The organism is Caulobacter sp. GW822-FHT01G02 (genome assembly GCF_058802865.1).
The window spans coordinates 289,734-309,878 of record NZ_JBXAON010000005.1 but is presented as its reverse complement, the minus strand read 5'-3'; the positions used below and the strand labels follow the sequence as shown (position 1 = coordinate 309,878).

Sequence of the window (20,145 nt, the reverse complement as noted above, 5' to 3'; positions counted from 1 at the left end):
CTTGATCTCCATGAGCGATCCCAGACCCGACGATAAGCGCCCCGGCGTCACGCCCGAGCAGCTGGCCACCCTGAGCCACGAGTTCCGCACTCCGCTGAATGGCGTGCTGGGCATGGCGCGCCTGCTGGAAAACACCAAGCTGACCGCCGAGCAGCGGTCCTACGTCACCGCCCTGCGCGAGAGCGGCGACCACCTGCTGTCGCTGGTCAATGACGTGCTGCACTTCGCCCGCCTCGGCGCGGCCTCGATCGAGCTCAGCCTGGCCCCGGTCGATATCGAGGGCCTGCTGCGCCAGGTCGCCGAGCTGATGAGCCCGCGCGCCCACGAAAAGGGCGTCGAGATCGCCTGGGCCGTCCCGACGCCCTTGCCGACCATCCAGGCCGACGAGGGTCGCCTGCGTCAGATCCTGCTGAACTTCGCCGGCAACGCCGTGAAGTTCACCGAGGCCGGCGGCGTGCTGCTGACCGCCACGGCCACCACGGAAGGTCGCATCCGCTTCTCGGTCGCCGACACCGGCCCCGGCGTCGCGCCCGAGGCCCGCCGGCGGATCTTCGACGCCTTCGTCCAGACCGACATCACCCACGCCACCCAGCTGGGCGGCGCGGGCCTGGGCCTGGCCATCGTGGCCACGCTGACCAAGGCCATGAACGGCGAAGTCGGGGTCGGCGGCGAGCTGGGCCAGGGCGCCGAGTTCTGGTTCGAGGCGCCCTTTGACGTGGCCGCTCCCGCCCTCCGCGCGGCTCCGCTGGACGGCCGCGCCGTCGCCATCGCCTCGCCCAACGCCATCGTCCGCGCCGCCACCGCGCGGCAGATCGAGGCCGCTGGCGGCCGAGCCTTCGCCGCCGTCGACATCGCCTCGGCCCTGTCGGGCGCGCCGGCCGACGCCGTGCTGCTGATCGACGCGGCGCTTTCGGGGCCTCGTGGGGCGTTAAAGCCCCCAACCGGCCGCAAGGCCGTGGTGCTGCTGACACCCGAGCAGCGCGACCGCATCGAGCCGCTCAAGGCCGTCGGCTTTTCGGGCTATCTCATCAAGCCGCTGCGCGCCGCCTCGCTGGTCGTCCAGGTGCTGCAGGCCGGCGAGACCGAAGCGACGCCCGCCACCGAGACGGCGCACGACGACCGCATCTCCGGGGCCGTGGCCCAGGGCGTCCGCGTGCTGCTGGCCGAGGACAATCCGATCAACGCCCTGCTGGCCCGCACCCTGCTGGAGCGCGAGGGTTGCAAGGTCGACCGCGTCGCCGACGGCGAGCAGGCCGTGGCCGCCGCCTCGGCCGGGGCCTACGACCTGATCCTGATGGACCTGCGGATGCCCGGCCTGTCCGGCGTCGAGGCCGCCAAGGCCCTGCGCGCCAAGGGCGTGGCCTCGCCGATCGCCGCCCTGACCGCCGACGCCTTCGACGAGGACAAACGCACCTGCCTGGCCGCCGGCATGGACGACTTCCTGGTCAAGCCCCTCACCCAGGAAGCCTTGCGTGACGCCCTCAAGCGCTGGACCACCTCGGGCGTCGCGAATGGGCTTGGCGGCGGCTGGACGAAAACCGCGACGCGAGCCAAGGTCGCCGGCTAGATCCGGGCGCGCCCCGGACAGGGGATCGCCGCGATGACTGACGAAACGAAGGCGCAGGCCGCGCCCGAGAAGAAGACTCTTCTCCAGACCCTCGCCTTCTTCGGCGAGCGGCGCAGCCTGGTGATGCTGGGCCTGGGCTTCGCGTCGGGCCTGCCCTTCATGCTGATCTTCGACACCCTGTCGCTGTGGCTGCGCGACGCGGGCCTGTCGCTGGCGGTGATCGGCTTCTTCAGCCTGGCCACCCTGTCGTTCTCGTTCAAGTTCCTGTGGGCCCCGCTGATCGACCGGGCCAAGGTGCCGGTGCTGCACGGCCTGCTCGGCCACAGGCGGGCATGGATCCTGGTGTTCCAGACCGCCATGATCCTGGGGCTGTGGACGATCTCGACACTCAATCCGGCCACGCAGCTCCCGCTCCTGGCCGCCGCCGCCGTCGCGGTGGGCTTCGCCACGGCCTCGCACGACATCGTCCTGGACGCCTGGCGAATCGAGGTCGCCGACAAGGAAGAACAGGGGCCGATGGCGGTCGCCTATCAATGGGGCTTTCGGGGCGCAATGATCGCCGCCGGCGCCGGGCCGCTGCTGCTGGCCGAACGGTTCGGTTGGAACTTCTCCTATGCCGTCATGGGCTTCGTGGTCGGGATCGGCGTCCTCGCCACCCTGTGGGCGCCGCGCGAGATGGAGCACACCATCCGGCCGATCCCGACCGGCGACGTCCATCAGCCCCGCTCGCTGGAAGCCCTGGAATGGCTCGCGCGCCTCGCCATCCTGCTCGTCGGCGCCCTGGTCCTGGGCTCGGGCCTGTCGGGCGACGCGTCCCTGTTGTCCAAGCTGGTCGGCGGCGAGGCCCTGGCCGAGGCTTGGAAGGCCAAGCCCAATGGCGTTTGGCTGCAATTGCTGGGCGTGCTGACCGGCCTGGCCATCGTGGTGGTGGCGGCCTGGCCGATCCCCAAGGTCCGCACCAAGCCCGGCGTCTATATGTCCGCGGCGTTCGGTGAGCCTCTGATCGACTTCGCCAAGCGCTTCAAGGGCGTGGCCGGCCTGATCCTGGCGGCGATCTGCGTCTATCGGGTTTCGGACTTCGTGCTCAACATCATGAATCCGTTCTACCGCGACATGGGTTTCTCGCTGACCGAGATCGCCGAGATCCGGAAGGTGTTCGGCATCATCGCCTCGATGATCGGCGTGTTCATGGGCGGGGTGATCGTGGCGCGGCTGGGCCTGATGAAAGCCCTGGTGATCGGCGCCTTCGCCCAGCCGATCAGTAACCTGTTCTTCGCCTGGCTGGCCATGAACGGCCACAGCGTGCCGGTGCTGTTCTGGGCGATCTGCATCGACAACCTGGCGGGCGGAGTCGCGGGCACGGCCCTGATCGCCTACATGTCCAGCCTGACCACGGCCGGGTTCACGGCCACGCAATACGCCCTGTTCTCGTCGCTCTATGCCCTGCCCGGCAAGCTGATCGCCTCGCAGTCGGGGCGCATCGTCGAGGGCTCGGCGCTGGCGGCCGAGCACGGCGGGTTCACCGCGCCGCTGAAGGCCCTCTTCACCCGCCTGCCGCCTGAGAGCTTCACCGCCGCCGGCGCCAAGCTGGGCGTCAGCGGTCCGGCCTTGGCGGCGGGCTATACGGCGTTCTTCATCTACACGGCCCTGATCGGCGTCGTGGCGATCGTGCTCTCGTTCCTAGTGGCGGCGCGGCAGAAGCCGGTCGAGACCGAGGCGACGACCACCTAGGCGTCGTGCGTGATCCTCGTCCTTCGACAAGCTCAGGATGAGGATCAGGGCCGGTTCAGTAGAGACCTCATCCTGAGCCTGTCGGAGGACGAGGTTTCGGTCCCGCCTAGACCTTCAGGCACACCACCTGGGCCACGCGCAGATCGCGGCGCAGGCCGTCGGCGACGCGGCCGTAGTTCTCGGTGGTGATCGGCTCGCTGGGCGCGAACTCCGACGGCGCGGGCCGGCGGCGCGGGCCCAGCAGGGTCTTCAGGGTCTCGGGCGCGGTCGTGTAGATGCGGCCGCGACGCGGAGCCTCGGCCACCGTCACCCCGATCACCCGCCCGGCGCTGTCCAGGGCCGGCGAGCCCGAGAGGCCGGCCAGGGTGCCCTTCAGCGTGTCGGTGCGACCGACCTCGGCCCAGACCAGCACCGGCTCGGTGCGAGCGCCTCGGCCGTGGACGACCAGGTTCTCGCGGCCCAACAGGCGCGAGGCGGCCTCGCCAGGATGGCCCTGCGGGAAGCCCGGGTGATAGGCGCGCGCGCCCCGGCGCAGCGGCGTGTCCAGACCCAGCGGCACCGACGGGGCGCCCCCTTCGGTGGTCAGGATGGCGGCGTCGGCGTTCGGATCGACATGGATCCTGGCCGCCACGCCGCGACCATCCGCGACGACGATCGCGGCTTGCTTGCAGCCGTCGACCACGTGGCGGGCGGTCAACCAGGCGCCGTCGTCACCGATGGAGAAGGCCGTGCCGGAGCCAGGCTCGGGCTTGTCGGGCACCTGGACCACGATGGAGGGATCGAACGGCGAGGACGGTCCCAGCGGCAGCCCCTCCTCGCCCGGCACCGGCGGCGGCGGCGGCGGCGCGTCCGAGCGCTCCTGCCGGCCGACGGCGACGATCAGCAGGGCGCTGACCGCCGCGGCATAGACCAGCCAGTCGGGAAGCTTGGGGAAATGCACGGTACGCCCCCCGATGCCGCCGGCTCAGCCAGCCACGGCGGCGGCGAGGATCAGGGCGGTGGCCAGCTTGGCGCCGACCAGCAGGGCGGCGGCGGCGACCTCCCCCTCGTGGATCCGCTCGGGCAGGCCCTGCAGCACCATGTCGGTGATGCGGAACACCAGGAGCTGCACGGCGATGGTCGCCGCGCCCCAGATCAGGATCTCGATCACCGAGGTCGAGGCGGTCAGCGAGATGGCCAGCGGAATGGCCAGGCCGACCATCACCCCGCCCAGCGACAGGGCGGCGGCCGAGTTGCCCTCGCGGATCAGGGTGATTTCCTTGTGCGGGGTCAACAGGGCGTAGAGCGCCGTGCCCAGGATCAGCATGACCAGGGTCACGCTGGCATGCAGCAGGGTGACCGGGAAGCCGGTGGCGAAGGCCTGGACCTCGGGCGACTGGAGCTGGGACGGCATGGACGCGAACTACCCCGATGAACTTGCGGCCCCCTGACTAACACGGGTCGACAAGTTTTGCGTAGGGGGCGCCCGCGTCGGGGGAGTCGTCGCCTGTTTCTGGATGCGCCCTAAGCCGCCTCGTCCTCGTCATCGCCGAGCATCCCGGCCATGGCCGCCATCGACAGCTTGCGCATCGCCGAGGCGCGGACCTTCTCGCTCTCGCTCTTCAGCTGGCCGCAGGCCGCCAGGATGTCGCGGCCGCGCGGGGTGCGGATCGGCGAGGAGTAGCCGGCCTTGTTGAGGATCGCGGCGAAGGCCTCGATCGTCGACCAGTCCGAGCACAGATAGTCGCTGCCCGGCCACGGGTTGAACGGGATCAGGTTGATCTTGGCCGGGATGCCCTTGATCAGCTTGACCAGGGCGCGGGCCTCGTCAGGGCTGTCGTTGACGCCCTTCAGCATCACATATTCGAAGGTCACGCGGCGGGCGTTGGACAGGCCCGGATAGGCGCGGACGCCGGCCATCAGCTCGGCGATCGGATACTTCTTGTTCAGCGGCACCAGGACGTCGCGCAGAGCGTCGTTGGTGGCGTGCAGGCTGATCGCCAGCATGGCCTGGGTCGTATTGCCAAGCTTTTCCAGCATCGGAACCACGCCCGAGGTCGAGACCGTGATCCGGCGCCGCGAGATGCCGATGCCCTCGTTGTCGCTGATGATCTCGATGGCGTCGGCCACCTGGCCCAGATTGTACAGCGGCTCGCCCATGCCCATGAACACGATGTTCGAGAGCACGCGGTCTTCCTTGTCCGACGGCCATTCGGCCAGGTCGTCCTTGGCCACCTGGACCTGGGCGACGATCTCGGCGGCGGTCAGGTTGCGGACCAGCGGCTGGGTGCCGGTGTGGCAGAAGCTGCAGTTGAGGGTGCAGCCGACCTGGCTGGAGACGCACAGGGCGCCGGCGCGGCCGACGCCGGGGATGTAGACGCTCTCGACCTCGATGCCCGGGGCCATGCGGATCAGCCACTTGCGGGTGCCGTCCTTGGACACCTGGCGCTCGACGATCTCCGGGCGGTTCAGCGTGAAGGCTTCGGCCAGGCGGGCGCGGGTCTCCTTGGCGACGTCGCTCATCAGCGCGAAATCGGTGACGCCGCGATGGTGCATCCAGCGGAAGATCTGGGTGGCGCGCATCTTGGCCTTGCCGTGCTCGACCACGCCACTCTCGACCAGGGCCGCGACCAGCTGCGGGCGCGTGAGGCCCGAGAGGTTGACCAGGGGTTTGGCGACGGGTTGGGCGGGCGTCGTCTCTGAAGAGACGCGCGACAGGTCGAGGGTGACGCTCAAGGGGGTGTCCGGATGCTCGGGGGTCGAGGCGGACATATAGCAGGTCCGGGGCGGTTTTCCAAAAGGGCCGGTCCGCGACGTGCGGCCTTACCCTTCGACAGGCTCAGGTTGAGGCCTACCGCAACGCCCCGGTCTCGACCGAAAACCTCATCCTGAGCTTGTCGAAGGACGAGGTTTTCGCGCCCCCTACACCTTCCGGAACCGGCTTCCCTGGCTGGCCATCAACGCCAGAGCCCAGTCGTCCGGCACGATCTTGGCGATGGCGGCGATGGCCTTGTTCGGGGCGCCGGGGACGCAGATCGAGCGATTGGCCTCGGCGGCCTCGTAGCCGGCGGCGGCGACCTCGTCGGCGCCCAGCCACATCCATTCGGGCACGCCCTGGCTGACCTGGCCGCGGGTGCCGTTGACGTCGTGGAATTCCGAATAGGTGAAGCCGGGGCACAGCGCCGAAACATGCACGCCGGTCGCCAGGTTCTCCAGGTGCAGGCTCTGGGAGAACTTCACGAGAAAGCCCTTGGTCGCCGCGTAGAGCGTGTGGCCAGCCGCGCCGGGAACCAGGCCCGCCAGCGAGGCGACATTGACGATACGGCCGAACTTCCGCTCGACCATGCCCGGCAGCACCTTGTGGGTCATGCCGCAGACGCTGGTCAGCATCAGCTGCAGGAAGGCCGCCTGGTCGGCCCAGGTCGTGGAATCATAGGTTCCAGGCAGGCCGTAGCCGGCGTTGTTGACCAGGGCGTCGACCACCCGGCCCTGCTCGGCGATGGCGGCCAGCACCGTGTCGACGCCGGTCGGCTCGGCCAGGTCGGCGGGAATGGCGTAGGCCTCGACGCCCGAGCGCAGTTTGATCTCGGCGGCCAGGCTCTCGAGGCGGTCGGCCCGGCGCGCGGTCAAGGCCACGTCATAGCCGTGGCTGGCGTAGATGCGGGCGGAGGCGGCCCCGATGCCGGCGGAGGCGCCGGTGATCAGGGCGAGGCGGCGGGCCATGCGGGGGTGATCCGGAAGAAGACGAAACTCCGCCGGAGTCGAGCACGGCCCGTGATTTGGTTCAAGCAGCCCTCGAGCCTGAGGGGCGGAAGAGGCGCGCCAGCTCGGCTGGGGGCGCGCCTCTTCCGGGCCGCGGTTGGGGAGGGAGACCACCGCGGCCTTGGGGACCTGGATCCTAGGCGGCCTTGTCGAGCTCGGCGGCCCGAGCGCCGACCGTCCAGCGGACGGCGGCCTTGGCCACGCGCTCGCCCAGCAGGCGGGCGGTCTCGCGGTCGCCGGCCGGCGGGGTGATCTCCGGCGAGGCGTTGTCCGACTGGGCGGCCAGGCCGATGAAAGAGCCGACGCGGTTCAGGGTGTCGGGGCCACGCTCGGCGGCGGTCACGTTCGGCGGGGCGATGCCCAGGTTGACCCAGTTCATGCCGTGCTGGGCGGCCAGGATGGCCAGGCTGGCCAGGGCGTGGCCCTTGTCGCCGGCGAAGCTGTGCGAGTTGGTGAAGCCGGCGGCCAGCTTGTCCTTCCAGGCGCCGGTGAAAAAGGCGCTGGCGGTGGCGTCGGCGAACACTTTGAACACGCCCGAGACGTCGCCCATGTAGGTCGGGGCGCCGAACACGACGGCGTCGGCCTTGGTGATCTCCTCGATCAGCGGTGCGAAGTCCTGGGCGGCGCTTTCGATCTTCAGCAGCACCGGGGTCTGGCCGGCGTCGCGGACGCCCTCGGCGACCTTGTCGGCGAGGACAGCGGTGTGGCCGTAACCGGAATGATAGACGATGGCGACGGTGGTCATTGGATCCCTCGATCTCGAATGGATGTCGTTTCGAAACTGAAACGGTAGCGATTACGTAACATCGCCCAACGAACCCGCCAGAGGATCAGCAACAACAGCAGGTGCAATTTTTCTGTAAGTCGAATTTAGCGCTGCTGATAGAGCGCTAGCCGGATAGGCTCAGCAGGGCTCGATGGCCGCGTGAGCGCCGTGCAGCAGGTCGGCGACGGTGATCTGACTCAGGCGGTCGTGCGCCGCGCGATCGGCGGCGGTGATGGCGGCGCGGACGGCGTCGGGGATCTTCTCCCCGACCGGGCAGCCCTTGACGCCCTTGGGCGCGACGCCGAGGTGGGCGCAGCCGTTGACGGCCTTCAGCACGATGTCCAGCGTGATGGTGTCGGCGGGCTTCAGCAGCCAGGCCCCGCCATTGGCCCCGGCCCGCGCGCCGATCAGCCCGGCCTTGCCCAGCATGGCCGTGACACGACGGACCACGACCGGATTGGTCGGGACCGAGGCGGCCAGTTCGGCGCTGGCCACGGCGCGGTCAGCCGAAAACGCCTCCTTGTGCGCCAAGTAGGCGAGAGCGTGAGCCGCGACGGGAAATTTCTGGCTGTCAGACATATCTACCCGGGAACGTAAGGTGGCCGCCCGCGCGTTCAACTGAAAACTGGTTCAGCCTCGAAGCAAAATCTCCTTGAGGGAGTCCTCAGGGCGACGTCGGGTGATCATTGTATCGGCCGCGGTTTGGGTGTATCGCGCCGCGCTTGATCGCGATATGGGTCGGCTCCTGGCGTTTTGCGAGGGCGCCCGGAGGGATTGAATGGCTTCCGAAGCCCCCGGCGCTTCCAACTCCGCCAGCGCGTCCAATTTGGATTGCGCGCCAACGTCCACCGACATCCCTCATCAGGACGGCGGTCCGCCGAACGGCAATGGTCACGGCCATGACGCGAAGGGCCATGGCTTCCTGGCCATGGCGCTGGGCTCGATCGGCGTCGTCTTCGGCGATATCGGCACCAGCCCGCTTTACGCCCTGCGCGAGGCCCTGGCCCATTCGCGCAGCACCACGGCGACCGAGCACGCGGTGCTGGGCGTCGTGTCGCTGGTCCTGTGGACCATGACGCTGTTCGTGACGATCAAGTACGTCATCTTCTTCATGCGCGCCGATAATAAGGGCGAGGGCGGCACCCTGGCCCTGATGGCCCTGGCCCAGAAGGCGCTCGGCAAGACCGGCGGCAAGCGCTCGATGGTGGTCTTCTTCCTCGGCGTGGTCGGAGCGGCGCTGTTCTATGGCGACGGCATCATCACCCCGGCCATCTCGGTGCTGTCGGCGGTCGAGGGCCTGAAGGACGCGCCCGGCGTCGGCCACGCCCTGACGCCCTACATCCTGCCGATCTCGGCCGGCATCCTCATCCTGCTGTTCGCCGTCCAGGCCAAGGGCACCCACCGGATGGCCTCGCTGTTCGGACCGTTCACGGCCGTTTGGTTCCTAATCCTGGGGGCGCTGGGCGCCTACCACCTGGCCGACGATCTTTCGATCCTGCGCGCCTTCAATCCCTGGTACGGCGTGCGCTTCCTGCTGGAGAACGGCTTCCTGGGCTTCGTGATCCTGGGCAGCGTGTTCCTGGTCGTGACCGGGGCCGAGGCGCTCTATGCCGACATGGGCCACTTCGGGAAGCGCCCGATCCAGGCCGCGTGGCTGTGCCTGGTGTTCCCGTGCCTGGCCCTGAACTATCTGGGCCAGGGCTCGCTGGTCCTCGATCACCCGTCCGCCCGCCACAATCCGTTCTGGGAGATGGTGCCCAGCTTCGCCTACTGGCCCGTGCTGCTGATGGCCACCGTCGCCACCGTCATCGCCAGCCAGGCGGTGATCACCGGGGCCTTCTCCATGACCCAGCAGGCCGTGCAGCTGGGCCTGCTGCCCCGCATCGAGATCAAGCGGACGTCCGAGACCCAGGCCGGCCAGATCTTCGTGCCGGCGGTCAATCAGTTCCTGCTGATCGGCGTCTTGGTGCTGCTGTTCGCTTTCCGCAGTTCGCACAAGCTGGCCTCGGCCTACGGCATCGCCGTCACCGGCGCGATGTTCGTCGACACCCTGCTGGCCTATGTCGTCATCCGCCGCGTGTGGAAGTGGCCGCTGTGGCAGACCGGCCTGCTGCTGATCCCGCTGGTGGCGCTGGACAGCGTGTTCATCGCCTCCAACATGCTGAAGATCCCCGACGGCGCCTGGCTGCCGCTGGTGTTCGGCGCGGCCCTCGTCCTGATCATGGCCACCTGGACGCGAGGCGCCAACATCCTCACCGCCAAGACCCGCCGCGACAGCGTCCCCCTGGTCGACCTGATGGAGATCCTGCGCGCCCGCGCCCCGCACCGCGCGCCCGGCACCGCGATCTTCCTGACCTCCGACCCGGACATGACCCCGGTCGCGCTGATGCATAACCTCAAGCACAACAAGGTGCTGCACGAGCGCAACGTCATCCTGACCGTCCGCACCACCGAGACGCCGCGCGTCCGCGAAGAGGACCGGGTGACGATCGAGAAGGTCAACGACGACTTCAAGAAGGTCATCGTCAACTACGGCTTCATGGAAAGCCCCAACATCCCCAAGGCGCTGGCGGTCTGCCGCAAGCAGGGGCTGAAGTTCGACATCATGGCCACCAGCTTCTTCCTGGGACGCCGCTCGATCGTGCCGTCGGCCAACAGCGGCATGCCGCTGTGGCAGGACCGCCTGTTCATCTACCTGATGAAGAACGCCGCCAACCCGACGGACTTCTTCAAGATCCCGCCGGGCCGCGTGGTCGAGCTGGGCGCCCAGGTCACGGTTTAAGAGTTAGTATCCGGCATGGAAACGACCCTGCGCGTGCTGGGCGACGGTCTGTCGATCGCCGCCCTGGCCATCATCGCCGCCACCGCCCAGGGCGCGTGGAAGCGGATCCCCAAGGACGTCCTCGTCCCCATGCTGTGGGGGCGCGACGGCAAGCCCTCCGTCCGCGCGCCCAAGGGCGTGGGCCTGCTGAGCATTCCGCTGCTGTCGATCCTCGTCCTGCTGTCGTTCACCGCGACCCAGGCGACGTTCACCGACGATCCGACCCAGGCGATCCTCATCTTCCTGGTCCGCGCCACGCTCACCGCCAGCCTGGCGCTGAGCCAGCTGTTCCACCTGCGCTTCGTCATCAGGACGTTGCAAGACGAAGGTCAGCTGTAGAACCGCCCCATTTGGCTCTTGACCGGCTCGCCCTGATCCCGTTGAAGGCGCGCGACTTTGTGTTTCTCTCCGAAAGGACCCGCCCATGGCCGACAAGTCCGTGAAGAAGGTCGTGCTCGCCTATTCGGGCGGTCTCGACACCTCGATCATCCTGAAGTGGCTGCAGACCGAGTACGGCGCGGAGGTCATCACCTTCACGGCCGACCTGGGCCAGGGCGAAGAGATCGAACCGGCGCGCGCCAAGGCGCTGGCCGCCGGCGTCAAGCCCGAGAACATCTTCATCGAGGACGTGCGCGAGGAGTTCGTCCGCGACTTCGTGTTCCCGATGTTCCGCGCCAACACGGTCTATGAAGGCCAGTACCTGCTGGGCACCTCGATCGCGCGTCCACTGATCGCCAAGAAGCAGATCGAGATCGCCCGCAAGATGGGCGCCGACGCCGTCAGCCACGGCGCGACCGGCAAGGGCAACGACCAGGTCCGCTTCGAACTCGGCTACTATGGCCTGGAGCCCGACATCACCGTGATCGCCCCCTGGCGCGAGTGGGACTTTAAGTCCCGCGAGGCCCTGCTGGACTTCGCCGAGAAGCACCAGATCCAGATCACCAAGGATAAGCGCGGCGAAGCCCCGTTCAGCGTCGACGCCAACCTGCTGCACAGCTCGTCGGAAGGTAAGGTCCTGGAAGACCCGGCGGTCGAGGCCCCCGAGTTCGTCCACATGCGCACGATCTCGCCCGAGGACGCGCCGGACAAGGCGACCGTCATCACCATCGACTTCGAGAAGGGCGATCCGGTCGCCATCGACGGCGTGAAGATGAGCCCGGCCACTCTGCTGACCAAGCTGAACGAGCTGGGCCGCGACAACGGCATCGGCCGGCTGGACCTGGTCGAGAACCGTTTCGTCGGCATGAAGTCGCGCGGCGTCTACGAGACCCCCGGCGGCACCATCCTGCTGGCCGCCCACCGCGGCATCGAGAGCATCACGCTTGACCGCGGCGCCATGCACCTCAAGGACGAGCTGATGCCGAAGTACGCCGAGCTGGTCTACAACGGCTTCTGGTTCTCGCCCGAGCGCGAGATGCTGCAGGCCGCCATCGACTACAGCCAGGACAAGGTCGCCGGCCAGGTGCGCGTGAAGCTCTACAAGGGCAATGTCACCGTCATCGGCCGCACCAGCCCCTACTCGCTGTACGACCAGGACCTGGTCACCTTCGAGGAGGGCAAGGTCGCCTACGACCACCGCGACGCCGGCGGCTTCATCAAGCTGAACGCCCTGCGCCTGCGCGTGCTGGCCAAGCGCGATCGGCGCGGCTAGGGACTTCCGACTTCGGAAAAACGAGAACGCCCCGGCCGTCGGTCGGGGCGTTTTTCGTTTCACACCCGGTTGTATGGATACCGGTCCCGGATGATCCGCTGGAAGAACCGGCCTTTCGACGGGGCCCGCAGGAAGGCCTGGCTGATCCGCTCGGGGACGCCGACATAGACGTACGCGTCGCCATCGCGGAATGTAACGAACAGCTTGCCGTGTTCGGGGGTGTAGTCGATTTCGGCGATCGCCGTGGAGTCCACACGCATGGCTTCAAGCCTCCGCGAATGAGGATCGTCAGCCTTAGGAGCGAATAGGCTCCAGGAGGGTTCCAGAGCGCCACGCGCGGCGAAGGCGACGGCCGTGCTCTAAGGGTTGGCGGGACGCGTGCAAACTCAGGACGAATACGGTTAGGGTTTCCCCCGAGGCGGCATGAGTCCGCGGAAGGACCCAAGAAATGCATCAGTCCCACGCGCTCGTGGCCATCGTCACCCTGGTCTCGCTGCTGGTCTATGTCTGGATGATCCTGCGCATCCCCGGCGCGCGCCGCCGGACCGGGATCGACGCCCCCGCCATGACCGGCCATCCCGAACTGGAGCGCCACCTGCGCATCCAGGCCAACACCGTCGAGTGGCTGGTCATCTACCTGCCCTCGCTGTGGCTGTTCGCGATCTACTGGAACGACCTGTTCGCGGCGGCCATGGGCGTGGTCTGGATCATCGGCCGGATCCTCTACGCCCTGGGCTACGCCGCCGATCCGAAGAAGCGCGAGCTCGGCTTCACCATCCAGGCGCTGGCGACCGCCGTGCTGCTGTTCGGCGCCCTGGGCCGGGCGATCTACGTTCTCGCCGTCGTCGGCGCCTAGCTCGGCCATGGCGCGGGGCGCTATACCCGCGCCATGGACCACCTGCCCGTCGATCCCGCCCGCTACGGCGCCTTCCTGGTCGCCATGTTCGTCATGGCCATCACGCCGGGGCCGGCCAACCTGTTCGCCATCGCCACCGGCATGGAGCGCGGCAAGGGCGCGGCGCTGATCAGCGTGGTGGGCATGAACACCGCCACCCTGGTCTGGTTCAGCGGCTCGGCCCTGGGCCTGGGCGCGCTGATCCTGGCCTTCCCCAAGGCCTTCCACCTCCTGGCCTGGGCGGGAGCGGCCTATCTGGTCTGGCTGGGGCTGAAATCGCTATGGGCGGGGATCAGGAACATCGAAAGCCACGCCACGGCCACGGTGCGGGCGGGACGCTCGGCCTTCCTCGACGGCTTCATGGTCCAGATCGCCAATCCGAAGATCCTGCTGTTCTTCTCGGGCGTGCTGCCGCCGTTCCTGGACATCAAGCGGCCGCTGGCCCCGCAATTGATCATGTTCGCCTGCGCCACCATCGGCATGGACCTGATCAGCATGTCGTCCTACGGCCTGGGCGGAGCGGCCCTGTCGACGCGCATGAACGAGCCGGGATTTCGGCGCGGATTCGCGATCCTGGTCGGCGTCCTTCTGATCACGGCGGCCGTACTTATCGTGTCGAGAGGTTGAAAGATTTCCGTGGCGTCGCAAACTTCGCCTTGGCGAAACCACAAAGCCTCGCCAGAGTTGTCTTAAGTACCGAGGACTCCGCTTGAAGGAGCAGATCATGTCCATGAAGAAGGTCGCCATCGCCGCGGCGCTGGTCATAGCCGCCGGCCTGTCGGCCTGCGCCACGCCGACGCCGTACCAGCCCAAGATGTCCGCCAGCTCGTCCGCCGGCGGCTTCTCCGAGCAGAAGCTGGAAGGCGACCGCTACCGCGTGTCGTTCGCCGGCAACAGCCTGACCTCGCGTGAAACGGTCGAGCGCTATCTGCTTTATCGGTCGGCCGAGCTGACCGTGCAGCAGGGCTACGACTGGTTCGAGACCGCCGACCACCGCACCGACCGCACCTCGCGCTCCTATGTCGAGCCCGATCCGTTCATGCGTCCGGGCTTTGGCTACGGCTATCCCTACGGCTACTGGCGCCCGTCCTGGCGTTACTACGGCGGCGCCTATGGCTGGCGCAGCTGGGACCCCTTCTGGGGCGACCCCTTCTTCGCCGACCGCGCCCAGATCCGCACCGTCGAGCGCTTCGAGGCCGGGGCCGAGATCGTGATGCACAAGGGCAAGAAGCCGGAAGGCGACCCGCGCGCCTACGACGCCCGCGAGATCATGACCAACCTGGCCAGCAGCATCCAGCGGCCCGCGCCGGGCAAGTAGCCAACCCGCCTCTCTCCTCCCCCTATGGGGGAGGGGGACCGCCGAACGGCGGTGGAGGGGGTCAGCGCCGCGCCAACTGGGCCGTACCAGCCCCCTCCGTCTCGTCGCGCTTCGCGACGATCCACCTCCCCCAGACGGGGGAGGAGAGTTCTTACCGCGGCGCCATGCGGATGCCGCCGTCCAGGCGCACGTCCTCGCCGTTGAAGTAGCCGCAGGTGATCATGGTCACCGCCAGCTGGGCGTACTCCTCGGGATTCCCCAGGCGCTTGGGGAACGGCACCGAGGCCGCCAGGCCCGCCTTCACCGCTTCGGGCGCGCCGTTCATCAGCGGGGTGTTGAAGATCCCCGGCAGGATGGTGTTGACGCGGATGCCCTCGCCCATCAGGTCGCGAGCGATCGGCAGGGTCATGCCGACCACGCCGCCCTTCGACGCCGAATAGGCCGCCTGGCCCATCTGGCCGTCCTCGGCCGCCACCGAAGCGGTGTTGACGATCGCGCCGCGCTCGCCGTCTTCCAGCGGCTCAAGATCCAGCATCCCCTTGGCCGATTTGGCGATGCAGCGGAACGTGCCGACCAGGTTGATCTGGATGATGCGGTCGAAGGCGTCGAGCGGGAAGTGCTTGGTCTCGCCGGTGGCCTTGTCGCGGCTGGCGGTCTTGGCCGCGTTGCCGGTGCCGGCGCAGTTGACCAGGATCCGCTCCTGGCCGTGGGCGGCGCGGGCCTTTTCGAAGCCGGCATCGACATCGGCGTCGCTGGTCACGTTGACCTTGCAGAACACGCCGCCGATCTCCTTGGCGACCTCTTCGCCGCGGGCCTCGTTCATGTCGAAGATGGCGACCTTGACGCCCTGGGCGGCCAGGGCGCGGGCGGTGGCCTCGCCGAGGCCCGAGGCGCCCCCGGTGACGACGGCGGCGACGGTGTTGTCGAGTTTCATGGACGTTTCCTGCGGGTTTGCGTTTAAGCTCGCTGTTGAGCAAAGGTTTAAACCGATGAGCCGCGACGCCAAACCGTCCCCCGACGTAAACGTCAACGAGGTGCTGGATCCGAAGAAGGCTCTGGCGCCCGTCACCGTGCAGTTGAACGAGGAGCGGGTCGAGAAGGGCTTCCTGCCCAAGATCCGCAAGATGGCCACGAAGGTGCCGTTCGCCGCCGACGCCCTGTCGGTCTGGTGGGCCGCCCGCGATCCCGAAACCCCGACGGCGGCCAAAGGCATGATGCTGGCGGCCCTGGCCTATTTCGTCCTGCCGACCGACGCCATTCCCGACATCCTGCCGGTGATCGGCTTCACCGACGACGCCGCCGTGATCGCGGCCCTGGTCGCCATCCTCGGCAAGACCGTCAAGCCGCGCCACAAGGAGGCGGCCCAAGCCTTCCTGCAGCGCCTGTCCCACGACGCCTGAGCCAAGGTTCCGCCATGCCCCTGCTGCCCGCCCTGATGCTCGCCGCCGCCTTGGCCCAGAACCCCGCCCCGCCGCCTTCGGCCGACGCCGAGGATCGGGCGGTGCTGGCCACGGCCCAGGCCTTCTTCGACGGGCTGGAGGCTGGCGACGCGGCGGCCATGCGCGCCACCTTGCTGCCCGAGGCCCGCCTGATGTCGCTGACCAGCAAGCCCGACGGCGACGTCGTGATGCGGCGCTTCAGCTTCGAGGACAGCTTCGGCAAGCGGACCCCGACCGGGTTCAAGGAATGGATGTGGTCGCCGGTGATCATCCGCCGCGGCGCCCTGGCCACCGTCACCGCCCCCTACGAGGCCAGCAAGGACGGCAAGACCGTCCACTGCGGCATCGACATCTTCACGCTCGCCAAGGCCGACGGCGCCTGGAAGATCGACAGCATCAGCTGGACCGCCGAACCCGACGCCTGCCCGGAGCTGAGGAAGCTCTAGCCTACCCGGAACCGCAGGATCGCGCCGTTCCACAGCGCGTCGTCGTGGTCCTCCTCGACCACGTCGCGCACGCCCGGGTAGCTCTGGGCGGCGCGGCGCCAGAAGGCCAGCGCCCCGACATTGCGGCGCACCACCGCCGCCTCCCAGACGCCCCAGGCCGTGCCGAACAGGGCGTGGGCGGCCGCCAGCCCCACCCCGCGCCGGCGATGTTTGCGGACGATGAAGAACTCGGCCACCGCGCGGTCGACCGGAGTCGCCGAATGGGCGACGTCGTTGACCAGGGCGAAACCGACCGGCAGGCCCTTGATCCGGAACAGCCAGGCCTCGCGCGTCGGGTCGGTCCAATAGGCGTCCAGCCCCGGATAGTCGGTATAACGGCCGTCCGCGCCGAGCTCGCCCTCGACCTCCCGGTCGAACCAGAGCTCCGAGAAGTCGTGGATATAGAGCTGCATGAGGTTGGCGATGATCGACGCCTCTTCGGGGCCGGCCTTGGAGACGACGAGATCCGCGCGGCTCACCGGGACGCCTCCACGATCTCCAGCGGCCCGCCGCCCCGGACCTGCCCGATCGGCGTCATCACGATCGACATGGCGCTTGCTCCGTATGCGACAGGTTGTCGCGGCCGAACTTGAGCTTAAGTTGGTCCCATGATCGAAGCCCTGCTCTCCAAAATGATCAAGACCGGCGATTTCACGGCGCACCTGCCGGGAGGTCGCGTCATCAAGGCGGGGGACGGGACGGGGCCGCCGGTGGCCATCCGGATCAACAGCCGGGGTCTGCGCCGCCTGGCCAATCCCAGCCTGGGCCTCGGCGAAGGCTATATGGAAGGCGACATCGTCTTCGAACAGGGCTCGATCTCGGACCTCCTGACCATCGTCGGCGAGAGCGGCGGTCGCAAGCCCAAGCGCGGCTCGGCCTTCACCCGCTTCCGCAAGGCGCTGAAGCGGCGGATCCAGCAGGTCAACGACCGCGTGGCCTCGCGCCGCAACGTCTCGCACCACTACGACCTGTCGAACGACCTCTATCGCCGGTTCCTCGACACCGACATGCAGTACAGCTGCGCCTATTTCGAGCGTCCGGACATGACGCTGGAAGAGGCCCAGGCCGCCAAGAAGGCCCTGATCGGCCGCAAGCTGCTGATCAAGCCGGGCATGAAGACGCTGGACATCGGCTCGGGCTGGGGCGGGCTGTCCATGACGCTCGCCAAGGACTTCGGGGCCCAGATGACGGGCGTGACCCTGTCGACCGAGCAGCTGGCCCTGGCCAAGGAACGCGCCGAGAAGGCGGGCCTGGCCGACAAGACCGACTTCCGCCTGACCGACTATCGCGACCTGGATGAAAAGTTCGACCGCATCGTCTCGGTCGGCATGCTGGAGCATGTCGGCGCGCCGAATTTCCGCACCTATTTCGAGACCATCGCCAAGCTGCTGGACGACGACGGCGTGGCCTTGGTCCACTCGATCGGCAAGATGCACGGACCAGGCGCGACCAACGCCTTCACCCAGAAGTACATCTTCCCGGGCGGCTACATCCCCGGCCTGTCGGAGATCGTCGCGGCCATCGAGCACGCGGGCCTGTGGATCACCGACATCGAGATCCTGCGCCTGCACTATGCCGAGACCTGCCGCATCTGGCGCGAGCGGTTCATGGCCGATCCGGACATCCCGACGATGTTCGACGCCCGCTTCCGGCGGATGTGGGAGTTCTACCTGGCCGGCGCCGAACTGGGCTTCCGGCACGGCGGCCACATGGTCTTCCAGATCCAGCTGGCCAAGAAGCGCGACGCCACGCCCCTGACACGGGACTACCTGCTGAAAGCCTGATCCTCCCCGGCGGGGAGGATCAGCCTCACTCCACCGTCACCGACTTGGCGAGGTTGCGCGGCTGGTCGACATCCGCGCCCTTCACCACCGCCACGTGGTAGGCCAGCAGCTGGATCGGGGCCGACATCACCAGGGTCGAGACCAGCGGGTCCGAGGCCGGGGCGGTGACCACCACCTTCGCCCCCGCCGGCGCGTGCTTCACGCCTTCGGTGTCGGTGATGAAGATCACCTGGCCGCCCCGGGCCATCACCTCGCTCATGTTCGAGGCCGATTTCTCGAAATAGCTGTCGTAAGGCGCCAGGATGACGATCGGAGTCTGGTCGTCGACCAGGGCGATCGGGCCGTGCTTGAGCTCGCCGGCGGCGTAGCCCTCGGCGTGGATGTAGCTGATCTCCTTCAGCTTCAGCGCGCCTTCCAGCGCCAGGGCCGACATCGGGCCACGGCCGAGATAGAGCACGTCCCGCGCCTTGGCGACGTCGGCGGCGATCTCCTTGATGGCGTCTTCCAGGCCGATGGCCTCGGCGATCAGGCGCGGCGCCTCCAGCAGCACCTTGACCAGGCGCTGCTCCTCGGCGTCGCCGATCGTCCCCCGCGCCTTGGCCGCGGCGATGGCCAGGGCGATCATCACGCTGACCTGGGCGGTGAAGGCCTTGGTCGAGGCGACCCCGATCTCGGGACCGCAGTGGATCGGCCAGACCACGTCGACCTCGCGGGCCATGGTCGACTCCTGGGCGTTGACCACCACCGCGCTCTTCATGCCCTTGGCCTTGCAGTAGCGCAGGGCCGCCAGGGTGTCGGCGGTCTCGCCCGACTGCGACATGGCGACGACCAGCGAGCCCGGCCGCAGGGCCGGGGTGCGGTAGCGGAACTCCGAGGCGATCTCGACATCGACCGGCAGATCGGCCAGCTGCTCGATCAGGTACTTGCCCACGACGCCGGCGATGTAGGAGGTGCCGCAGGCGACGATCTGGATGCGCTCGAGCTTGGCGAAGTCGATGTCGCCCGGGACGGCCGCCTTCGAGGTCAGGGTGTCGACATAGGCCGCGATCGTGCGCTGGCAGCCCTCGGGCTGATCATGGATCTCCTTCTCCATGAAGTGCCGGTAGTTGCCCTTCTCCAGCATGACCGACGAGGTCGGCACCACGCGGACTGGCCGCGTCACGGCCGCGCCCGACGCGTCGAAGATGCGATGGCTGTCGTGGTCCAGGGCCACGTAATCGCCCTCGTCCAGATAGATCACCCGGTTGGTGAAGGGGCCGACGGCCAGGGCGTCCGAGCCCAGGAACATCTCGCCCTGGCCCTCGCCGACGACCAGCGGGCTGCCGCGGCGGGCGCCCAGGATCAGGTTGTCCTCGCCCTCGATCAGCACGGCCAGGGCGTAGGCGCCGGTCAGGCGGTCCAGGGTCGCCTTGAAGGCTTCGAGCGGCGCCAGGCCGGTCGCCAGCTCGGCGTCGATCAGGTGGGCGATGACCTCGGTGTCGGTGTCGCTGGAAAACGCGCGGCCGGCGGCGGCCAGCTCGGCCTTCAGCTCGGCGAAATTCTCGATGATGCCGTTGTGGACCAGGGTGACGCGGCCGGCGGTCTGCGGGTGGGCGTTCTGGACGTTGGGCGCGCCATGGGTCGCCCAGCGCGTGTGGCCGATGCCGACGGAGGCGACCAGCGGGTCTTCCGCGAGCAGGGCTTCCAGCGCCTTGATCTTGCCCTTGGCCCGGCGGCGCTCGACCCTCGTTTCGCCATTGGAGCCGCCAACGACGCCCGCGACGCCCGCGGAGTCATAGCCCCGATATTCGAGGCGTTTGAGGCTCTCGATCAGACGGTCGGCGACGGGTTGTTTTCCGACGATGCCGATAATGCCGCACATGGGCCATGATCCCTTGTAGAACGCGCCGACAGGATTATCCCTAGCCGCGCGAGGATTTCGAAGTCGGCCTTTAGCACTCGCTCAAG

Annotated in this window: 21 protein-coding genes and 2 pseudogenes; 12 read left to right on the top strand and 11 right to left on the bottom strand. The window is 68.3% G+C overall.

Annotation, left to right across the window (positions count from 1 at the left end; genetic code table 11):
* Nucleotides 1–10 precede the first annotated feature (10 nt).
* From AC1RNC_RS16845 to AC1RNC_RS16835, 3 genes and pseudogenes are all read left to right on the top strand, one after another.
* Nucleotides 11–1,567 (top strand): response regulator, encoded by a 1,557-nt coding sequence (locus AC1RNC_RS16845; RefSeq protein WP_492887473.1) that lies wholly within the window; start codon nucleotides 11–13, stop codon nucleotides 1,565–1,567.
* A 33-nt stretch (nucleotides 1,568–1,600) separates the two neighbouring features.
* Nucleotides 1,601–3,298, top strand: a complete 1,698-nt coding sequence (locus AC1RNC_RS16840) for an AmpG family muropeptide MFS transporter (RefSeq protein WP_492887472.1) — start codon at nucleotides 1,601–1,603, stop codon at nucleotides 3,296–3,298.
* Nucleotides 3,299–3,307: 9 nt separating this feature from the next.
* Nucleotides 3,308–3,393 (top strand): annotated as a pseudogene (locus AC1RNC_RS16835) (hypothetical protein); the annotation flags it as partial.
* An 11-nt stretch (nucleotides 3,394–3,404) separates the two neighbouring features.
* Here AC1RNC_RS16835 and AC1RNC_RS16830 read toward each other — a convergent pair.
* The 6 genes from AC1RNC_RS16830 to AC1RNC_RS16805 all read right to left on the bottom strand — a co-directional run bounded on the left by AC1RNC_RS16830 (nucleotide 3,405) and on the right by AC1RNC_RS16805 (nucleotide 8,384).
* On the bottom strand, nucleotides 3,405–4,238 hold the full coding sequence (locus tag AC1RNC_RS16830) for a S1 family peptidase (protein WP_492887471.1): 834 nt from the start codon (nucleotides 4,236–4,238) through the stop codon (nucleotides 3,405–3,407).
* Nucleotides 4,239–4,262: 24 nt separating this feature from the next.
* Nucleotides 4,263–4,691, bottom strand: coding sequence for a DUF350 domain-containing protein (locus AC1RNC_RS16825; RefSeq protein ID WP_492837695.1), 429 nt, complete (start codon nucleotides 4,689–4,691; stop codon nucleotides 4,263–4,265).
* 110 nt (nucleotides 4,692–4,801) lie between these two features.
* A complete protein-coding gene (gene rlmN, locus AC1RNC_RS16820) occupies nucleotides 4,802–6,013 on the bottom strand; it encodes a dual-specificity RNA methyltransferase RlmN (protein ID WP_492887611.1) in 1,212 nt (403 codons plus the stop codon).
* A gap of 186 nt (nucleotides 6,014–6,199) precedes the next feature.
* Nucleotides 6,200–7,000, bottom strand: a complete 801-nt coding sequence (locus AC1RNC_RS16815) for an SDR family NAD(P)-dependent oxidoreductase (RefSeq protein WP_492887470.1) — start codon at nucleotides 6,998–7,000, stop codon at nucleotides 6,200–6,202.
* A gap of 175 nt (nucleotides 7,001–7,175) precedes the next feature.
* A complete protein-coding gene (locus tag AC1RNC_RS16810; RefSeq protein WP_492887469.1) occupies nucleotides 7,176–7,784 on the bottom strand; it encodes a flavodoxin family protein in 609 nt (202 codons plus the stop codon).
* 159 nt (nucleotides 7,785–7,943) lie between these two features.
* On the bottom strand, nucleotides 7,944–8,384 hold the full coding sequence (locus tag AC1RNC_RS16805; protein WP_492837698.1) for an Rrf2 family transcriptional regulator: 441 nt from the start codon (nucleotides 8,382–8,384) through the stop codon (nucleotides 7,944–7,946).
* A gap of 199 nt (nucleotides 8,385–8,583) precedes the next feature.
* Between AC1RNC_RS16805 and AC1RNC_RS16800 the strand changes: the two genes are divergently transcribed.
* The 3 genes from AC1RNC_RS16800 (at nucleotide 8,584) to AC1RNC_RS16790 (ending at nucleotide 12,277) form a co-directional block, all read left to right on the top strand.
* The gene (locus AC1RNC_RS16800; RefSeq protein WP_492887468.1) at nucleotides 8,584–10,587 is read left to right on the top strand and encodes a potassium transporter Kup; all 2,004 of its coding nucleotides are present in this window, start codon (nucleotides 8,584–8,586) and stop codon (nucleotides 10,585–10,587) included.
* A 15-nt stretch (nucleotides 10,588–10,602) separates the two neighbouring features.
* The gene (locus AC1RNC_RS16795; RefSeq protein ID WP_492887467.1) at nucleotides 10,603–10,965 is read left to right on the top strand and encodes a hypothetical protein; all 363 of its coding nucleotides are present in this window, start codon (nucleotides 10,603–10,605) and stop codon (nucleotides 10,963–10,965) included.
* Nucleotides 10,966–11,050: 85 nt separating this feature from the next.
* Entirely contained in the window at nucleotides 11,051–12,277 is a 1,227-nt protein-coding gene (locus AC1RNC_RS16790; RefSeq protein ID WP_492887466.1) for an argininosuccinate synthase, read from the top strand.
* A gap of 59 nt (nucleotides 12,278–12,336) precedes the next feature.
* Here the strand turns inward: AC1RNC_RS16790 and AC1RNC_RS16785 are convergent, their stop codons facing one another.
* Entirely contained in the window at nucleotides 12,337–12,537 is a 201-nt protein-coding gene (locus tag AC1RNC_RS16785; RefSeq protein ID WP_125157233.1) for a KTSC domain-containing protein, read from the bottom strand.
* Nucleotides 12,538–12,725: 188 nt separating this feature from the next.
* On the opposite strand from AC1RNC_RS16785, the gene AC1RNC_RS16780 reads away from it, so the two are divergent.
* The 3 genes from AC1RNC_RS16780 (at nucleotide 12,726) to AC1RNC_RS16770 (ending at nucleotide 14,490) form a co-directional block, all read left to right on the top strand.
* Nucleotides 12,726–13,133 carry an MAPEG family protein gene (locus AC1RNC_RS16780; protein ID WP_492837704.1) on the top strand — a complete coding sequence of 136 codons (408 nt, stop codon included), beginning with the start codon at nucleotides 12,726–12,728 and terminating at the stop codon, nucleotides 13,131–13,133.
* A gap of 33 nt (nucleotides 13,134–13,166) precedes the next feature.
* A complete protein-coding gene (locus AC1RNC_RS16775) occupies nucleotides 13,167–13,799 on the top strand; it encodes a LysE family translocator (RefSeq protein ID WP_492887465.1) in 633 nt (210 codons plus the stop codon).
* Nucleotides 13,800–13,896: 97 nt separating this feature from the next.
* Nucleotides 13,897–14,490, top strand: coding sequence for a CC0125/CC1285 family lipoprotein (locus tag AC1RNC_RS16770; RefSeq protein WP_492887464.1), 594 nt, complete (start codon nucleotides 13,897–13,899; stop codon nucleotides 14,488–14,490).
* 12 nt (nucleotides 14,491–14,502) lie between these two features.
* On the opposite strand, the pseudogene AC1RNC_RS16765 reads toward AC1RNC_RS16770, so the two are convergent.
* Together AC1RNC_RS16765 and AC1RNC_RS16760 are read right to left on the bottom strand one after the other, a co-directional pair.
* A pseudogene (locus AC1RNC_RS16765) lies at nucleotides 14,503–14,580 on the bottom strand (hypothetical protein); the annotation flags it as partial.
* A 61-nt stretch (nucleotides 14,581–14,641) separates the two neighbouring features.
* A complete protein-coding gene (locus AC1RNC_RS16760) occupies nucleotides 14,642–15,424 on the bottom strand; it encodes an SDR family NAD(P)-dependent oxidoreductase (protein ID WP_168077022.1) in 783 nt (260 codons plus the stop codon).
* 55 nt (nucleotides 15,425–15,479) lie between these two features.
* On the opposite strand from AC1RNC_RS16760, the gene AC1RNC_RS16755 reads away from it, so the two are divergent.
* Entirely contained in the window at nucleotides 15,480–15,890 is a 411-nt protein-coding gene (locus AC1RNC_RS16755; RefSeq protein ID WP_492887463.1) for a YkvA family protein, read from the top strand.
* Nucleotides 15,891–15,904: 14 nt separating this feature from the next.
* Nucleotides 15,905–16,375 (top strand): nuclear transport factor 2 family protein, encoded by a 471-nt coding sequence (locus AC1RNC_RS16750; protein WP_492887462.1) that lies wholly within the window; start codon nucleotides 15,905–15,907, stop codon nucleotides 16,373–16,375.
* On the opposite strand, the gene AC1RNC_RS16745 is transcribed toward AC1RNC_RS16750, so the two are convergent.
* The gene (locus AC1RNC_RS16745; protein WP_492887461.1) at nucleotides 16,372–16,893 is read right to left on the bottom strand and encodes a GNAT family N-acetyltransferase; all 522 of its coding nucleotides are present in this window, start codon (nucleotides 16,891–16,893) and stop codon (nucleotides 16,372–16,374) included. The two genes, AC1RNC_RS16750 and AC1RNC_RS16745, sit on opposite strands and share 4 nt — an antisense overlap.
* Before the next feature lie 129 nt (nucleotides 16,894–17,022).
* Between AC1RNC_RS16745 and AC1RNC_RS16740 the strand changes: the two genes are divergently transcribed.
* On the top strand, nucleotides 17,023–18,198 hold the full coding sequence (locus AC1RNC_RS16740) for a class I SAM-dependent methyltransferase (protein WP_492887460.1): 1,176 nt from the start codon (nucleotides 17,023–17,025) through the stop codon (nucleotides 18,196–18,198).
* A 25-nt stretch (nucleotides 18,199–18,223) separates the two neighbouring features.
* Here AC1RNC_RS16740 and glmS read toward each other — a convergent pair whose 3' ends face one another.
* On the bottom strand, nucleotides 18,224–20,059 hold the full coding sequence (glmS, locus tag AC1RNC_RS16735; RefSeq protein WP_492887459.1) for a glutamine--fructose-6-phosphate transaminase (isomerizing): 1,836 nt from the start codon (nucleotides 20,057–20,059) through the stop codon (nucleotides 18,224–18,226).
* Between the last annotated feature and the right edge of the window lie 86 nt (nucleotides 20,060–20,145).

What these genes read in the sequence shown, in the direction of transcription:
- AC1RNC_RS16845 (WP_492887473.1), top strand. Translation starts at nt 11, where the DNA reads ATGAGCGATCCCAGACCCGACGATAAGCGCCCCGGCGTCACGCCCGAG.
- AC1RNC_RS16840 (WP_492887472.1), top strand. Translation starts at nt 1,601, where the DNA reads ATGACTGACGAAACGAAGGCGCAGGCCGCGCCCGAGAAGAAGACTCTT.
- AC1RNC_RS16825 (WP_492837695.1), bottom strand. Translation starts at nt 4,691, where the DNA reads ATGCCGTCCCAGCTCCAGTCGCCCGAGGTCCAGGCCTTCGCCACCGGC.
- AC1RNC_RS16815 (WP_492887470.1), bottom strand. Translation starts at nt 7,000, where the DNA reads ATGGCCCGCCGCCTCGCCCTGATCACCGGCGCCTCCGCCGGCATCGGG.
- AC1RNC_RS16810 (WP_492887469.1), bottom strand. Translation starts at nt 7,784, where the DNA reads ATGACCACCGTCGCCATCGTCTATCATTCCGGTTACGGCCACACCGCT.
- AC1RNC_RS16805 (WP_492837698.1), bottom strand. Translation starts at nt 8,384, where the DNA reads ATGTCTGACAGCCAGAAATTTCCCGTCGCGGCTCACGCTCTCGCCTAC.
- AC1RNC_RS16800 (WP_492887468.1), top strand. Translation starts at nt 8,584, where the DNA reads ATGGCTTCCGAAGCCCCCGGCGCTTCCAACTCCGCCAGCGCGTCCAAT.
- AC1RNC_RS16795 (WP_492887467.1), top strand. Translation starts at nt 10,603, where the DNA reads ATGGAAACGACCCTGCGCGTGCTGGGCGACGGTCTGTCGATCGCCGCC.
- AC1RNC_RS16790 (WP_492887466.1), top strand. Translation starts at nt 11,051, where the DNA reads ATGGCCGACAAGTCCGTGAAGAAGGTCGTGCTCGCCTATTCGGGCGGT.
- AC1RNC_RS16785 (WP_125157233.1), bottom strand. Translation starts at nt 12,537, where the DNA reads ATGCGTGTGGACTCCACGGCGATCGCCGAAATCGACTACACCCCCGAA.
- AC1RNC_RS16780 (WP_492837704.1), top strand. Translation starts at nt 12,726, where the DNA reads ATGCATCAGTCCCACGCGCTCGTGGCCATCGTCACCCTGGTCTCGCTG.
- AC1RNC_RS16775 (WP_492887465.1), top strand. Translation starts at nt 13,167, where the DNA reads ATGGACCACCTGCCCGTCGATCCCGCCCGCTACGGCGCCTTCCTGGTC.
- AC1RNC_RS16770 (WP_492887464.1), top strand. Translation starts at nt 13,897, where the DNA reads ATGTCCATGAAGAAGGTCGCCATCGCCGCGGCGCTGGTCATAGCCGCC.
- AC1RNC_RS16760 (WP_168077022.1), bottom strand. Translation starts at nt 15,424, where the DNA reads ATGAAACTCGACAACACCGTCGCCGCCGTCGTCACCGGGGGCGCCTCG.
- AC1RNC_RS16755 (WP_492887463.1), top strand. Translation starts at nt 15,480, where the DNA reads ATGAGCCGCGACGCCAAACCGTCCCCCGACGTAAACGTCAACGAGGTG.
- AC1RNC_RS16750 (WP_492887462.1), top strand. Translation starts at nt 15,905, where the DNA reads ATGCCCCTGCTGCCCGCCCTGATGCTCGCCGCCGCCTTGGCCCAGAAC.
- AC1RNC_RS16740 (WP_492887460.1), top strand. Translation starts at nt 17,023, where the DNA reads ATGATCGAAGCCCTGCTCTCCAAAATGATCAAGACCGGCGATTTCACG.
- glmS (WP_492887459.1), bottom strand. Translation starts at nt 20,059, where the DNA reads ATGTGCGGCATTATCGGCATCGTCGGAAAACAACCCGTCGCCGACCGT.